The sequence below is a fragment of the Mycobacterium liflandii genome (assembly GCF_022354805.1).
GTDB classification, from domain to species: domain Bacteria; phylum Actinomycetota; class Actinomycetes; order Mycobacteriales; family Mycobacteriaceae; genus Mycobacterium; species Mycobacterium marinum.
Map to the genome: position 1 here is coordinate 4,200,680 of NZ_CP023138.1, position 15,646 is coordinate 4,216,325.

At 67.1% G+C, this 15,646-nt stretch carries 11 protein-coding genes and 2 pseudogenes; all 13 read right to left on the minus strand.

The annotated features are described in order from the left end of the window. Positions 1-203: 203 nt before the first annotated feature. On the minus strand, positions 204-494 hold the full coding sequence (locus CKW46_RS18695; RefSeq protein WP_020725593.1) for a YggT family protein: 291 nt from the start codon (positions 492-494) through the stop codon (positions 204-206). A 177-nt stretch (positions 495-671) separates the two neighbouring features. Next, positions 672-1,343, minus strand: a complete 672-nt coding sequence (locus CKW46_RS18700; RefSeq protein ID WP_015356129.1) for a cell division protein SepF — start codon at positions 1,341-1,343, stop codon at positions 672-674. Positions 1,344-1,407: 64 nt separating this feature from the next. After that, complete coding sequence (locus CKW46_RS18705) at positions 1,408-2,193, minus strand: YggS family pyridoxal phosphate-dependent enzyme (protein ID WP_020725594.1); 786 nt, start codon at positions 2,191-2,193, stop codon at positions 1,408-1,410. Continuing rightward, the gene (gene pgeF / locus CKW46_RS18710; RefSeq protein WP_036426505.1) at positions 2,190-2,897 is read right to left on the minus strand and encodes a peptidoglycan editing factor PgeF; all 708 of its coding nucleotides are present in this window, start codon (positions 2,895-2,897) and stop codon (positions 2,190-2,192) included. The genes CKW46_RS18705 and pgeF overlap by 4 nt, the downstream gene beginning before the upstream one ends. A gap of 91 nt (positions 2,898-2,988) precedes the next feature. Continuing rightward, positions 2,989-4,148, minus strand: a pseudogene (gene ftsZ, locus CKW46_RS18715) (cell division protein FtsZ). Between the two features lie 249 nt (positions 4,149-4,397). Beyond that, complete coding sequence (locus CKW46_RS18720; protein WP_015356131.1) at positions 4,398-5,354, minus strand: cell division protein FtsQ/DivIB; 957 nt, start codon at positions 5,352-5,354, stop codon at positions 4,398-4,400. Continuing rightward, a pseudogene (murC, locus tag CKW46_RS18725) lies at positions 5,351-6,816 on the minus strand (UDP-N-acetylmuramate--L-alanine ligase). The gene CKW46_RS18720 and the pseudogene murC overlap by 4 nt, the downstream one beginning before the upstream one ends. Continuing rightward, on the minus strand, positions 6,813-7,904 hold the full coding sequence (gene murG / locus CKW46_RS18730; RefSeq protein WP_499019305.1) for an undecaprenyldiphospho-muramoylpentapeptide beta-N-acetylglucosaminyltransferase: 1,092 nt from the start codon (positions 7,902-7,904) through the stop codon (positions 6,813-6,815). The pseudogene murC and the gene murG overlap by 4 nt, the downstream one beginning before the upstream one ends. 104 nt (positions 7,905-8,008) lie before the next feature. Continuing rightward, complete coding sequence (gene ftsW, locus CKW46_RS18735) at positions 8,009-9,640, minus strand: putative lipid II flippase FtsW (protein WP_015356134.1); 1,632 nt, start codon at positions 9,638-9,640, stop codon at positions 8,009-8,011. Between the two features lie 6 nt (positions 9,641-9,646). Further along, positions 9,647-11,113: a UDP-N-acetylmuramoyl-L-alanine--D-glutamate ligase gene (murD, locus tag CKW46_RS18740; protein WP_482053442.1), complete on the minus strand. Its 1,467-nt coding sequence runs from the start codon at positions 11,111-11,113 to the stop codon at positions 9,647-9,649. 1 nt (position 11,114) lies between these two features. After that, the gene (gene mraY / locus CKW46_RS18745) at positions 11,115-12,194 is read right to left on the minus strand and encodes a phospho-N-acetylmuramoyl-pentapeptide-transferase (protein WP_015356136.1); all 1,080 of its coding nucleotides are present in this window, start codon (positions 12,192-12,194) and stop codon (positions 11,115-11,117) included. Further along, on the minus strand, positions 12,191-13,768 hold the full coding sequence (locus CKW46_RS18750) for a UDP-N-acetylmuramoyl-tripeptide--D-alanyl-D-alanine ligase (RefSeq protein WP_020787137.1): 1,578 nt from the start codon (positions 13,766-13,768) through the stop codon (positions 12,191-12,193). The genes mraY and CKW46_RS18750 overlap by 4 nt, the downstream gene beginning before the upstream one ends. After that, complete coding sequence (locus tag CKW46_RS18755; RefSeq protein ID WP_051153676.1) at positions 13,765-15,333, minus strand: UDP-N-acetylmuramoyl-L-alanyl-D-glutamate--2,6-diaminopimelate ligase; 1,569 nt, start codon at positions 15,331-15,333, stop codon at positions 13,765-13,767. Before CKW46_RS18755 ends, CKW46_RS18750 begins: the two co-directional genes overlap by 4 nt. Positions 15,334-15,646: the final 313 nt, after the last annotated feature.

Here is a 15,646-nt window from a genome sequence, read left to right on the forward strand (position 1 = left end):
ACTGGCAGCAGTCGCTCAACTGCCGTCCATCCTGTCACACCAGACTCGGCGGTTGCCGATTGGACTAAATAAATAAGGACCAATTTCAAACTCTCAGGCAAATAAATCACATTCCTTAGATTTGAAAATCATGCCGGCCAAACTTGTCGCCAAATCGTGGCCGAACCGTCTCTCAACTAAGTCCAAATGGCGGCAGGGGCCACTCAGGCGGCGGCACCGAATGCCAGCTGCATCCCGATGAAGGCCACCAGCAGCAGCACCATGATGGAGAGATCGAAGCGCACCGCGCCGATGGTCAGTTGCGGGATCAGCCGGCGCAGCAGCTTCACCGGAGGATCGGTGATCGACATGATGATCTCGAGGATCACCACCGTGAAACCGGTGGGGCGCCAGTCACGACTGAACGAACGAATGAACTCGACGACAACCCGAGCGATGAGCAGCAGCCAGAAGATGAACAGCGCAAACCCGAGAATCTGGAAAAACAGCACCAACGAGAGCCTGACCTTACCGATTCGGATACGAGGACGCCGCCCGTGCGGTCGGCAAGCGCAAGCCTACCGACCAGCCCAACGGCACACATCGCATAGGTTCACCGCAGCCGGCCCCGACGAGCGGACAGCCCGTCAGGCCGAGCTGCGACCTGCCGGGCTGAACAGCAGCAGATTTGTCTATTGGTAAGCGTAGAAGCCGGTTTCGGCGATCCGACGACGCTCCTCCGGGGTTACGTCCACGTCTGCGGGCGAGAGCAGGAAGACCTTGGTGGCAACCTTGTCGAACGATCCGCGCAGCGCGAAGGCCAAACCGGCCGCGAAGTCGACCAGCCGCTTGGCGTCGGCGTTGTCCATCGACACCAAGTCCATGATCACCGGCGTGCCGTCGCGGAACCGCTCACCAATGGTGCGTGCCTCGCTGTAATCCTTGGGGCGCAGTGTGGTGATCTTCGACAACGGATGACCTTCCTCGAACATCATCGCCATCCGGCGCGGGTCCATCGCCAGCGAGCCGCGGGTGGGGTTGCGCAACCACGACCCGAAGCGCGGCCGGGCCATATCGGCCCGGTCGAACTCGCGCGGCTGGAATCGCGCTTCATCAGGGTATCCACCCCGATAGCCGCCCGGCGGTGGATAGTCGGCCGGCTCGCCTCGCAAATCGGCGCGCATACCGGCACGAGGATCGCGGCGCGGGTCTTCGAAATCGCGCCCTTCATAACGACCGTAATCATCCTCGACTCGAGGACGCGAATAGCCGCGGGAAGGCCCGCGGTCGTCGTAATACTCGTCGTCGTAATCCTCCATCGGAGCCATACCGAAGTAGGCCTTGACCTTGTGCAGAGTGCTCATCGCTGACCCCTTCTAGCCCTGGGATATTTGTTGTCTGTGATGAAGGTGTGACTACAGTGACTTTTCACGGTGACCGTAACCGCCGCGAACCCAATAGCGCGGTACCGACACGCACACACGTCGATCCATGTTTCACGGCGATCTCGAGGTCATCGGACATACCGGCGGAAAGTCGCACCGCCGTAGGGAACGACTCGAGCACTCGACTGTGTTCGGATTGCAGCCGCTCAAAGGCCTTTTCCTGGTCCCAATCGCGGGGCGGAACACCCATCAAACCGATCAGCTCGAGGCTCTGCGAATCGCTGACCTGGGCGCAGATCCGGTCCACCGCACCGGGGTCGGTCATGTCGACACCGCCGCGGGAGACGTCGCCGTCAAGGCTCACTTGGACATACACGCGCAACGGATTGCCGCGCCGACGATCGGCTATCGCCGTGGTTATCGCTCGGTCCAGCGCTGTCACCAGTTGGGGGGTGTCGATCGAGTGAGCGGTGTGTGCCCAGTTTGCTAGCGAACGCACCTTGTTCCGCTGAATCTGGCCCACCATGTGCCACTGAATCCCCCGCGATCCCGACCGCATGGGAGCGGAAAACATCCGGGCCAGCTCGGCGACCTTTGCCGAAGCCTCCTGGTCCCTCGACTCCCCCACGGCTCGGCAACCCAGTCGCGCCAAGATGGCAACATCGGTCGCCGGGAAGAACTTGGTAATCGGCAGCAGCTCGATTTCACTGACCTTGCGCCCCGCCGCCTCGGCGGCCGCGGCGAGTCGCGACCGCACCACCGCCAACGCGTGCGTCAGTTCTGACTGACGCTCCCCTTGCGCTGAAATGTCCACGACCATCGCGGTCATTCCATCCACACCAGCGACGCCAGCCGCCCCGTGGGCGCACCGCGTCGATGGCTGAAAAGGGTCGGGTCCGCCACCGTGCAACGGGGGTCGACATCGATGGACTTCACACCCAAGTCCCCCAGCTGGCGGGCAATTCCGGCGCGCAGGTCCAGCGCGGCCGTCCCGGCGGCACTGGTGGTCCGGCTGCCCGGCAACGCCGCCTCGACCTCGTCGGCCATCGCCGCGGGAACTTCGTAGTTGCGCCCGCTGGCCGCCGGACCCAGGAATGCCGAAATGTCACCGGGCTGCGCGCCCAGCGCCTGCATGGCCTCCACCGTGCGCGCCACGATGCCGCGCTGTGCGCCCACCCGGCCGGCATGGACGGCCGCGGTGACGCCCGCCCGCGCGTCGGCCATCAACACCGGCACGCAGTCGGCGGTCAGCACCGCCAACGCCAGGCCGGGAACCTTGGTCACCAACGCGTCGGTGTCATCGAAAGCGTTGTCGCGCGGCGCGTCGACCACCTCAACCCGGTCACCGTGGACCTGGTTCATCCACACCACTCGTTCGGTGGGCATACCGATGGTGGCGGCCAGCCGGGCTCGGTTGGCCGCCACGGAGGCCGGGTCATCACCGACGTGGTCACCGAGGTTGAAGGAGTCGAAAGGCGGCTTGGACACACCGCCCTTCCGAGTGGTAGTCACCCGGCGGATTCGAACGCTCACCCCACCAGTATCCGGATTCGACTGCCGACCAGGTTGCGGCGCGGTCCGGCCGCGGCCGGTTTGTCGCGTTCTGGCAAGCAAATTGAGACCCTCAACGGCGCATGAAGGGTGGCACATCGACGTCGTCGTCATCGCCGCCAATGCTCAACGTCGCACCATTGGTATGCAGCGGCACGCTGACCGCGTCGACCGGCTCGAACAACGTCGAGCTGAGCTTGCCCGCCTTGGCCGACTCGATCCGATGCGCGCCCCGGTCTCCCCGGGTGCGGCGCCGGTCGCGCCCGCCACGGGCTTGCGGCCCGGTCCACTGGCGTCGAAGCCCGCTGCGATCACGGTCACCCGCACCTCGTCGCCCAGCGAATCGTCGATGACGGTTCCGAAGATGATGTTGGCGTCTGGGTGGGCGGCATCCTGTACCAATGACGCCGCCTCGTTGATCTCGAACAGGCCCAGGTCGCTGCCACCGGCAATCGACATCAGCACGCCCTGGGCGCCCTCCATCGACGCTTCCAACAGCGGCGAATTGATGGCAATTTCGGCGGCTTTGAGTGATCGACCATCGCCGCGGGCCGACCCGATGCCCATCAGTGCGGTACCGGCACCAGACATGATGCCCTTGACGTCGGCGAAGTCGACGTTGATCAGGCCTGGCGTGGTGATCAGGTCGGTGATGCCCTGCACACCGTTGAGCAGCACCTCGTCGGCGCTACGGAACGCGTCCATCAGGGATACGGCGGCGTCACCCATCTGCAGCAGCCGGTCATTGGGGATCACGATGAGGGTGTCGCAGCTTTCCCGCAAAGCCGCTATACCGTTCTCCGCCTGGTTGCTGCGGCGCTTGCCCTCGAAGGAGAACGGCCGGGTCACCACGCCTACGGTCAAAGCACCAAGCTTGCGCGCGATGCTGGCCACCACGGGCGCACCGCCGGTGCCGGTGCCACCACCTTCGCCGGCGGTGACGAACACCATGTCGGCGCCGCGTAGCAGCTCCTCGATTTCATCCTTGGCGTCTTCGGCGGCTCGGCGTCCGACCTCTGGGTCGGCACCGGCGCCGAGTCCCCGGGTCGAGTCACGGCCGACGTCGAGCTTGACATCGGCATCGCTCATCAACAACGCCTGCGCGTCGGTGTTGATCGCGATGAACTCCACGCCTTTGAGGCCCTGTTCGATCATGCGGTTGACAGCGTTGACGCCGCCACCACCGATACCAACGACCTTGATGACAGCCAAGTAGTTATGCGGGGGGGTCATCATTCGTCTTCCTCCCTGACGGGCTCAGTTCTCCTGCGGTGTGTCTGCTTGCAAAACCCTCAACCTCAACCATAGAGTTAGAGTTATGTCAAGTAGTTCCGCGTAACCAGAACCGTATGGGTACGACGGGAACTAGCCGTGCAGGCGCGCCGACGCGTCATGCGCATTTTTTTGTGCCCTACCGCTGAGCACGGCGTCAGGTCGGGCGCCGAATGCGAATCGGGTCGGGCTCTCGCGGCGGGTTGCGGACTACTTCACGGTCGGCAGATCGGGGCTGGACACGTCGTAGGTCCGCCCTGGCTGCGTCAATAACGCCGCTAGCTTCTCCGCCTTCTCCTCGGCACAATCGGTGGTCCCCCAGATCACCACTCGCCCGTCGGCGAGCGTCAGAGTGATCGATGACACAGACGGAGCAGCGATCCGGCCCACTTGGCCGGCGACCTCGGGACGCAGCGCGGTCAATACCGCCAACGCAGCCAGCGTGGCGGGATCGGTCGGCCCCGGATCATCGACGTCGAGGTAGGGCAGCGCGGGTGGCGGCGGACCGGTCGCAAAATCCACCCCGTCGCGGTCGAACAGGTGCGGGCCGTCCGGGAAATCCTTCACCACCAGCGGCACCCGCTCCACAATGGTGATCCGGAGCGCCGATGGGTATTGGCGCTGCACCCGCGCACTGGCCACCCGACGGATCGTCGCTACTCGGTCGGCGACATCTTTGGTGTTGATCTGCAGTAACGGGGTCCCGGTCGGCACACTCGCCGCGCCGAGCACTTCCTCGCGGGTCACCGTGCCGACCCCCGTGACAACGACATCGCGAGCCGACATCGCCGGGGTGAAGTAGAGCACCAGCCCCAACCCCACACCCACCACCACCAACGCCACGGTGGCCAGCAGCATTTTCAAGCCGCGAACGACGCCACGAGCGACCGGCTGAGGTTCCTTGGCGACGTGGCCGCGAGCGCGCCGCTTGGCGTCGCGCCGAGCCTCCTCGATCGCGATCGCGCGAGCCTCGGCGGCACGGCGTTCGGCGCGTTCACGACGGGCGCGACGGCGTGGTCCCTCGAATTCGTCCTGATCCTCGGCTTGGTCCGCGGCCTCCTGCGGCTCCTGAGAATCGATGGCGATCGGTACGGTGGCCGGTTCGCGCTCGTCGTCCAGGTCGTCGGCGACCACGTCGGTCGATCGGCCGTCGCTAGCTTCGGTCACTGCAACACTCCTGGCCGTCCGGGTTCACTGCGATCGGCTCGCATCCGCAGCGCGGCCACGATCTCCGGTCCGAGCAGGGTGACATCTCCGGCACCCATGGTGACAACGACGTCGCCCGGTGCCGCGGCCGCGGCCACCACCTCCGCCACCGCAGAAAAGTCACGCAGATAGCGGACCGGCACGGTGACATGCTCGGCGACACTGGCTCCGCTGATCCCAGTCAGCGGTTGCTCGCGCGCGGCGTAGACGTCGAGCACGAACACCTCATCAGCGGCATCCAGAGCGCTGCCGAACTCGGCGGCGAAAGCCTTTGTCCGGGAATATAGATGTGGCTGAAATACCACCAGTAGACGCCCGCTGCCACTTTGGCGAACCACCGAGCGGACCGCCTCCAGGGTCGCCCTGACCTCGGTCGGATGGTGCGCGTAGTCGTCGAAAACCCGCACCGATTCCGCCGTCCCGACCAGTTCGAATCGCCGACGCACCCCCTCGAAACCGGCCAGGCCGTCGAGCACCTCGCCGACCGGGGCGCCGACCTCGATCGCTGCCAGCAGCGCACCCAGGGCATTGAGCGCCATGTGCCGCCCGGGCACCGAAAGCCGCATCGAGCGTGGGTCCGCCTCGCCTGCCAGCTGGATCTGCGCAACCGCTCCGGTGCCCCGCTGTTCCCACGACACCAACGTCGCGGCCAACGCGGCCCCGGCATGTCCGGCCGATCCGTAGCGCAGCACCCGAATGCCCAGCTCGGCGGAGCGTTCGGCCAGCGCCGCCGAGCCCGGGTCATCGGCACAGACCACCAGCGCTCCGCCGGGGGCGAGTCGCTCCACGAAAGCGTCGAACACCCCGACATAAGCCTCGGTGCTGCCATAGAAGTCCAGGTGATCGGCCTCGATGTTGGTCACCACGGCGACGTGGGGGTGTATTCCAACAGCGAGCCGTCACTTTCGTCGGCTTCGGCGACAAAGTAGTCGCCGCTGCCGTGGTGGGCGTTGGTGCCGGCCTCACCGAGTTCACCGCCCACCGCGAAGGAGGGGTCGCGGCCACAATGCTGCAACGCAACGATGACCATCGAGGTCGTGGTGGTCTTGCCGTGTGTGCCAGTCACCATCACGGTGGTGCGCCCGTCCATCAGCTTGGCCAACACAACCGGTCGCAGCATTACCGGTACGCCGCGGCGGCGGGCTTCGACCAGCTCCGGATTGGTCTTGGGGATGGCGGCGTGGGTGGTGATGACCGACGTAACACCACCCGGCAGCAAGTCCAGTGCGGACGCGTCGTGCCCGATCCGGATCAGCGCGCCGCGTGCCCGCAACGCGTGCACACCCCGCGATTCCTTGGCGTCAGAGCCCGACACCAAACCACCGCGGTCGAGCAGGATGCGGGCGATGCCCGACATCCCCGCTCCCCCGATGCCGACCATGTGCACCCGTTGCAGTTCGGGCGGCAATTGCTCGGCGGTCATCGTCGCCCTCCGACAGCTCGTCGCCGTGACGGAGCCAGACGCGCGATGTCCAATGCCGCCTGAGCCACCTGCGCCGCCGCGTCGCGGTGTCCGACCTGCGCGGCGGCCGCCGTCATCGCCGCCAGTCGCGGCGGGTCGGTGAGCAGGCCGGTCACTTCGCGAGCTACCAGCGCCGGCGTGAGATCGGCATCGGCAACCACCATGCCGCCGCCGGCGTTGACCACCGGGAGCGCATTGAGCCGCTGCTCGCCGTTGCCGATCGGCAGCGGAACGTAGATCGCCGGCAGTCCGACGGCCGATACCTCGGCTACCGTCATCGCACCGGAACGGCATATCACCAGGTCAGCAGCGGCGTAGGCGAGGTCCATCCGGTCCAGATAGGGCACCGCGACGTAAGGCGGGTCATCTTGGCCGGGGGTACGTGGCGCTAGGAGCTCTAGGACGTTTTTTGGCCCGTGCGCGTGCAGCACCGAAACACCCGACGCGGCCAGCTCGGCGGCAGCGGCAGAAACCGCCTTGTTGAGTGACACCGCGCCCTGCGATCCGCCGAACACCAGCAACACCCGGGCGTCGTCGGCGAAGCCGAAGTGAGCCCGCGCTTCCGCTCGCAGAGCCATGCGGTCAAGGGCGGTGATCGCTGCCCGGACCGGCACCCCGACTACCTCGGCACCCCGTAGCCCCGAATCCGGGACCGCCGAGAGCACCCGGTCCGCGGTCCGTAGACCGACCCGGTTGGCCAGCCCTGCCCTGGCGTTGGCTTCATGAATCACGACCGGGATCCGGCGCCGTAACCCGGGGATGCCGCGGGCGGCCAGGTAAGCGGGCAGCGCGACGTAGCCACCGAATCCGATGACGACGTCGGCATCGACCAAGTCGAGCACCGCCCTGGTCTCCCGGACGGCTCGCCACACCCGGAGAGGAAGCCGGGCCAGGTCGCCGCTGGGTTTGCGCGGCAGCGGCACTGGCGTAATCAGCTCGAGGTGATAACCGCGCGCGGGCACCAACCTGGTTTCCAGACCGCGCGATGTTCCCAAAGCGGTGATTCTGACATTCGGTTCCAGGACGCTGAGCGCATCGGCCACGGCCATCGCGGGCTCCACATGGCCCGCGGTGCCGCCACCGGCGAGCACAACCGACAATGCAGGACCGTGATTTACCCCGAGCCCGCCAGCCGGCTCCCTGACCGTGTCATTCACCCGTAACGCTGACCTTCCAATGCACGAACCCGCCCACTATGACGCTGACCGGCGTAGCGCTGCCCAGCCCCCTGCTGCCCGGACCGAGCGCCCGACCGATCTGGTCTGCGGGGCAACGCTGGCCGCAGCGGCTCCTCGGCGAGCCGAGTCGCCGCCTTGGGAGCCTTCCGCGCCGCCGCCTGCTTGGCCGGTGGCCGGGCAGCTGGTGGCTGCACGCGCTTACGGTCGCGGAACACCTCGAGGCGGGTGGGCGCATACGGCTTGGGTAGCGGGAGCCGCAGCATCCGATTCACTCTATCGTCGCGGCCCGCCCGTAACGCGGCAACCGCCTCCGGCTCGTGTCGTGCCGCGTTGGCGATGATGCCGATCATCGCAAGGGTGGTGGCCGTCGATGTCCCGCCGGCCGAAATCAGCGGCAGCTGCAACCCGGTGACCGGCAACAGGCCAATCACGTAGCCGATGTTGATGAACGCCTGGCCCAACACCCACAGCGTCACGGTGGCGGTCAACAACCGCAGAAACGGATCGGCCGAGCGGCGTGCTATCCGCATTCCGGTATAGGCGAACAGCCCGAACAGGCCGAGCAGTCCCAGCGCTCCGACCAGGCCCAGCTCCTCGCCGATGATCGCGAAGATGAAGTCGTTGTGGGCGTTGGGCAGGTAGTTCCATTTGGCCACGCCCTGGCCCAGACCGTCACCGAAGATGCCGCCGTGGGCCAGCGCAAACTTCGCCTGCCGCGCCTGGTAGCCCGAGTCTTGGGGATCGTTGTCGGGGTCGAGCCAGGAGCGCACTCGGTCCGACCGATAACCCGCGGTCATCGCTAGCACCCCCGCCGAGACAACAACGGCCGCAAATGAGCTCATGAAAACGCGCAGCGGCAAGCCCGCGTACCAGAGCAGGCCCAGCAAGATGATGCCCATCGATACCGTCTGCCCGAGGTCGGGCTGAGCCACGATCAGGGCCAGCGCGATCACCGCTGCCGGGACCAGCGGAATCAGCATCTCGCGCAGGGATGCCCGCTCCATGCGGCGGGTCGCCAGCAGGTGCGCACCCCAGACGGCGAATGCCATCTTGGTCAGCTCAGAGGGCTGCATCGAGAAGCCGGCCACCACGAACCATCCCCGAGAGCCGTTGGCTTCCTTGCCGATTCCCGGGATCAGCACCAGCACCAACAGCACGATGGTGAAGGCAAAGCCGGAGAACGCGATGCGCCGCAAAAAGCTCACCGACATGCGCAGACCGACGTAGCAACCGACCAGGCCTACCCCCGTCCACAGGACCTGCTTGCCGAAGATCACCCATGCCGATCCGTCGTCGTCATAGGACCGCACCCCCGAGGCCGACAGCACCATGATCAGTCCGAGGGTGGTCAGCAATGCAGCAACGGCGATGATCAGGTGAAACGACGTCATAGGCCGACCCAGCCAGGCACCGAAACGGGTGCGCGGACCCCGCTCCTCGGAGTTGGTTTGCCCCTTCGCGGCCTTGTCGCTCGCGTCAGCGGCTACCGGCTGCTCGGCAGCGGAGTCAGCCGAATCCGCTACCTCCGGGTCCGTGTCGGCCTGCAGGTCGGCATTCTCGGTATCGGTCTTGCCCCGGCGTAACAGCCGGGTCAGAGCGCTGGCCACTCCCGCCTACCGGACCGCGGCGCGCACGGCCGCCGCGAAGGCGTCGCCGCGATCGCCATAGCTGGTGAACTGGTCAAATGAGGCGCCGGCCGGTGCCAGCAGCACCGTGTCGCCGGACCTGGCCATATTGCGAGCCGCCGCCACCGCGGCACGCATCACGCGAGCGCCGAGGGAACCCCCAACATCGTCAACTTTTGTAACAGAAGCACCACACGCCTCACCCATATCAGCATCCTCGCTTGTCACAACCTGGACAACGGGGACATCGGGCGCGTGTCGTGATAACGCCTCGGCAACCTCTGCGCGATCTTGGCCGATGAGCACCGCCCCGACCAGCCGCGACGCCATCCGGGCCACCTCCGCGTCCACGGATGCGCCCTTGAGCAGTCCGCCAGCCACCCACACCACCCGTGGATAGGCCAGTACCGATGCCTCGGCAGCGTGCGGGTTGGTGGCCTTGGAGTCGTCGACGTAGGTGATGCCGTCAACGACCTCCACAACTTCGCTGCGGTGCCGGCCAACCTGAAACGAGGCGACCGCGTCGGCGATCGCATCGGCCGACACCCCGACCGCGCGAGCCAATGCGGCCGCGGCCAGGGTGTCGAGGACTCCCACCGGTCCCGGCACCGGGATAGAGGAGGCCGGCAACAGCACCAGATCGTCGGAGAAGGCCCGGTCGACGAGATGCCCGTCGCGCAGGCCCAACTCTCCGACCGCCGGCGTACTGATTCGGAAGCCGACGCGTACCGGAGCCGGCGCGGTGTCGCGCAGCGCGGCCGCGCGGCTGTCGTCGAGCCCTACCACCGCCACCCGACCGGTAAGCACCCGCGCCTTGGCTTCGGTGTAGGCCGCCATCGTGCCGTGCCAGTCGAGGTGATCTTCGGCGATGTTGAGGACCACGCCGGCCTCGGGCCGCAGCGATGGCGCCCAACGCAACTGGAAGCTCGACAACTCCACGGCCAACAGGTCCGCGGGCTCCTCGAGCACGTCCAGCACCGGGCTGCCGATGTTTCCGCACAGAACGCTGCGGTGTTGGCCGGCCACCAGCATGGCGTGCAGCATCGAGATCGTAGTGGTCTTGCCGTTTGTCCCGGTCACCACCAGCCAGCGACGCGGCGGTCCGTAGCAGCCCGCGGCATCCAATCTCCAGGCCAGCTCCACATCGCCCCAGATGGGCACGCCGGCGGCCGCCGCCGCGGCCAGCACGGGCGTGCTCGGCTGGAAACCGGGACTGGTAACTACCAGGGCATATCTTGATTCCGGGCTGGGTTCGGGCTGCGCCAGCTGCTGCACGGCGACCGACGGGTCCACGGTGGCGACCCCGCTCTCGGCGAAGGGACGCAGCATCGCCGGATCGTCATCACACATCGTTGGTATCGCACCGAAGCGGGTCAGTGCGGCCAGCACCGCGCGGCCGGTCACCCGGGCGCCGGCGACCAGCACCGGTGCGCCCGGCACCAGCGGGTCCAGCATGTCAGGCACCGATCGCGGCCAGCCATTCACCGTAGAACAGGGCCACGCCCAGACCACAGGTGATGGCGGTGAGCAGCCAGAAACGAATGATCACCGTGGTTTCGGCCCACCCGACCAGCTCGAAGTGATGGTGGAACGGCGCCATTCGGAATACTCGGCGCCCGGTGGTGCGGAAGGTCAGGATCTGCAGCACCACCGATGTGATTTCTGCGACGAACAGCGCCCCCAACACCACCGCCAGGATCTCGGTGCGGCTGGTTACCGAGAGTCCGGCGATGATGCCGCCCAGCGCGAGGGATCCGGTATCGCCCATGAAGATCTTGGCGGGAGCGGCATTCCACCACAGAAAGCCGATGCATGCACCGGCGGTCGCGGCGGCAATGAGCGTCAGGTCCAGCGGATCACGCACGTTGTAGCAGCCCAGCCCGGGTGCCGTGACACAGGCGTTGTGGTCTTGCCAGAAGGTGATCAACACGTAGGCGCCGGTGACCATCGCCATGCACCCAGCAGCCAGCCCATCGAGCCCGTCGGTGAAGTTGACCGCATTCGACCAGGCGCTGACAACGAGCACACAGAACAGCACGAACAACGCCGGCGTCAAGGTGACGGTGGCGATCTCGCGCACATAGGACAGTTCGGCGCTGGCCGGCGCCAACCCGGCCGGATTGCGGAACTGCAACACCAGCACCGCGAACAGCACGGCGGAGGTGATCTGCCCCACCGTCTTGGCCGTCTTGTTCAGCCCCAGGTTGCGCGACCTGCGGAGTTTGATCATGTCGTCGAGGAATCCGACGCCGCCCAGCGATGTCGCCAGGCCCAGCACCAGCAGACCCGATGCGGTGATTCCTTCGCCGTCAAAAGCCAGGCCGGCGAGGTGGGTACCGAAGTAGCCCGCCCAGATGCCGGCCAGAATCGCGACTCCACCCATCGACGGTGTTCCGCGTTTGCTGTGGTGGCTCGGTGGGCCGTCCTCACGGATCTGGTGACCAAATCCCTGCTTGGTGAACAGCCGGATCAAGGCCGGTGTCAGCAGGATGGAAACCGCCACCGCGATGGCGACGGCGATCATGATCTGTCTCATGAGTGCGCACTCCCGCGGTCTTGACAGCCTGCGTCTGCGCAAGCCAGCGCGTCGGCCAGCTCACCCAGGCCGGCCGAGTTCGAGGCCTTGATCAGGACGACATCTCCGGGTTGGATCTCCGCGCGCAACAATGCCAGGGCAGCGTCGCGGTCCGGGACGCTGACCGCCTCCGTGCCCCACGAACCCTCCATGACCGCTCCGTGGTACATGGCGCTCATCGACCTCCCAGTTCCCACGACAACGAGTCGAGACACATCTAAGCGCACGGCGAGCCTGCCGATGTGATCGTGCTCGGTTATCGCGTCCGCGCCGAGCTCAGCCATCTCGCCCAGCACTGCCCAACTGCGCCGACTTTGAGGCCGGACACCAGGCTGACTCGCGGCGGTCGACTCCGCCTCACCGCGGGCGATCCACGCCAGCGCCTGCAGCCCGGCGCGCATGGAATCCGGGTTGGCGTTGTAGGCGTCATCGATCACCGTCACCCCGTCCGGCCGGGTGCTCACCTGCATCCGGTGCCGCGACACGGGCCCCGCCTCGGCGAGTGCGGCCGCCACCTGCGACACGCTCGCGCCGCATTCGAGGGCCACCGCGCCGGCGCACAACGCGTTGGAGACCTGGTGGTCCCCGTACACCCCGAGTCGTACCTGGGCCGCGGCGTCACCGGCGTGCATGGTGAACTGCGGCCGGGCCAGCCGATCCAGCGAGACCGGTCCCGCCCAGACATCACCGGGACCGGCCCAGCCGGCTCCGGTGGCGGTGGCTCTACCCACCCGAACCACCCGGGCGGCAGTCACCTCGGCCATGGCCGCCACAGCCGGGTCATCCGCGTTGAGGATGACCACCCCGGATGCCGGGACGGCTTGCGGCAGCTCAGATTTGGTTTGGGCAATGATCTCGCGTGAACCGAACTCCCCCAGGTGTGCGGTGCCGACGTTGAGCACCACCCCAATGGCCGGTGGTGCCACCCGTGCCAGCGCGGCGATATTGCCGGGATGGCGTGCCGACATCTCCAGAATCAGGTAGTCGGTGCTGCGGGTGGCACGCAACACGGTCCAGGGATGCCCGAGTTCGTTGTTGAAGGACCCGGGTGGTGCGACGACCTCGCCCAAAGGTTTGAGCACCGCGGCCACCAGATCCTTGGTCGATGTCTTGCCCGACGACCCGGTGATCCCGATGATGGTCAGTCCGCCGGCCACCAGCTCCGCGGCCACCGCCTTGGCCAACTTGGCCAGGGCGGCCAGCACGGCCGCACCCGACCCGTCGGCGTCGTGCTCGAGCACCCCGGTCAACGCGTCGGCGGTCGAGTCCGGTTCGGGTGAAACCACGATCGCCGGGACCCCGACGGGGCGGGCGGCGAGCACGGCGACGGCACCGGCCGCGACCGCCGCCGCCGCGTGATCGTGTCCGTCGGCACGCGCGCCGGGCAGAGCCAGAAACAATCCGCCCGGGCCGACCGCCCGCGAATCGAACTCCACGGTCCCGGTGACCCGCCGTTGCTCAGCCTCTTGCGGCGAGATGTCGACCAGCGTCCCCCCGACAATCTCGGCGATCTCGGCGACGGTGTAGTCGATCATGTGCAGGACTCCAGCGCCTCTAAGGCTCGGGCCAGCTCCACCCGGTCGTCGAACGGACGCACTTCTGCGCCGCCACGCTGCCCGGTTTCATGCCCCTTACCCGCAATCAGCACCACGTCACCGGTGCGCGCCCAGTCGACCGCGTAGCCAATCGCCTCACCTCGGTCGGCAATCTCAACCACCTGCGCCGCCCCGCCGCTTTCGGCCGCCCCGGCCACAATCGTGCGTCGAATTGCCCCGGGATCCTCACCACGAGGATTGTCGTCGGTCACAACGACCAAATCGGCCAGCTCCGCGGCGATGCGCCCCATCGGTCCACGCTTGCCAGGGTCACGATCACCGCCTGCCCCGAAGACCACCGCCAGCCGGCGCTGCGGATTCCGCAGGGTGCTCAGCACCTCCCGCAGCGCGCCGGGTTTGTGCGCGTAGTCCACCAGCGCCAGGAAGTCCTGACCGCGGTCCACCTGTTCCAGGCGCCCAGGCACCCGGGTTTCCCGCAACCCTGGCGCAGCCTGCTCCGGCGAGACCCCGACAGCATCCAGAATCGCCAGCGCCAGTAGGCAATTGGACACGTTGTAGTGTCCGGGCAACCCAATGCGCACCCGATGCCCCACGCCGGCAGGATCGAGCGCGGTGAATTCTTGCCCTCCGGCCCCCACCGGGGCCACATCGGTTGCGCGCCAGTGCGCCGGCTGACCTGTGGCGCTGACGGTGATGGCGACACCGGCTCTATCGGCCATCGCACGACCGGCCTCGTCATCAATGCAGACGACCACGCTGTGGCCACGCAGCGCCGAGGCAGGATCGAACAGCAATGCCTTGGCTTCGAAGTAGTCAGCCATCGTGGGGTGAAAATCGAGATGATCGCGCGACAGATTGGTGAAGCCGCCGACCGCGAACCGGATGCCATCCACCCGGCCCAGGGTCAGCGCGTGACTGGACACCTCCATTACCACCGTGTCCACCCCGCGTTCGACCATCGCCGCCAGCATTGCCTGCAGGGCGGGCGCTTCGGGGGTGGTCAGGGTGCTGGGTATGTCGGCGCCATCGATGCGGATGCCGATGGTGCCGATCAGGCCGGCGACCCGCCCGGCGGCCCGTAAACCGGCCTCCACCAGATAGGTCGTGGTGGTCTTACCCGACGTTCCGGTGATACCGACAACGGTCAGCCGGTCGGACGGGTGTCCGTACACCAGCGCGGCGGCCTCACCCAGTACGCCGCGGGGCGCGGGATGGACGAGTACCGGCACGGTGCCGGGCACACAACCCAGCGCGGATATCGCCGTCACCCCGGCAGGGTCGGTGAGCACCGCGACGGCACCGCGCTCGATCGCGTCGGCGGCATGGCGTGCCCCGTGGGTGGCAGATCCTGCCAGCGCCGCGAACAGATCGCCTGGCTGCACCGCCTGAGCGCGCAGCGTCATGCCCGTGATCAGCGTGTCCGGGACGGCCGCGGCTCGATGTGGGCCATCGGCGAGCACCGCTCCGACTTGAACTGCCAGCTCAGCCAGCGGCACACCTGGGCCGGCGCTGGGGCGCAACACCGACTCCACCTCGCTCACCACCTCCGTCCGACGGCCGACACCGGGAGAAACCGGTCGGCCATGACACCCTACCCAGTCGCGCCCGGTAACGACGCGGTGCCGTACCCACCCGGCGCCGCGCCGGCTGCCCAACTCTGGGTTGACCCGCAGTGACAGCCCAGCTCACAGCGGACATCTGGCCCGCCGTTCCCGACCGCCGGAGCCCGAGCCTAGGTCAAGCACCGCGACGAACAGCTCGTGATCGGCCGCAACCCGGCGGGGCGGGGCCGACAATCGCGCTCACGCCGGTTCCTGGGCGCTACCTACTGAGGCGCACGACACCCCGATAAACAGC

Coding starts and splice junctions, on each gene's coding strand:
- CKW46_RS18700 (WP_015356129.1), bottom strand. CDS start 1,343: ATGAGCACTCTGCACAAGGTCAAGGCCTACTTCGGTATGGCTCCGATG.
- CKW46_RS18705 (WP_020725594.1), bottom strand. CDS start 2,193: ATGACCGCGATGGTCGTGGACATTTCAGCGCAAGGGGAGCGTCAGTCA.
- murG (WP_499019305.1), bottom strand. CDS start 7,904: ATGGCCGTGGCCGATGCGCTCAGCGTCCTGGAACCGAATGTCAGAATC.
- murD (WP_482053442.1), bottom strand. CDS start 11,113: ATGCTGGACCCGCTGGTGCCGGGCGCACCGGTGCTGGTCGCCGGCGCC.
- mraY (WP_015356136.1), bottom strand. CDS start 12,194: ATGAGACAGATCATGATCGCCGTCGCCATCGCGGTGGCGGTTTCCATC.
- CKW46_RS18750 (WP_020787137.1), bottom strand. CDS start 13,768: ATGATCGACTACACCGTCGCCGAGATCGCCGAGATTGTCGGGGGGACG.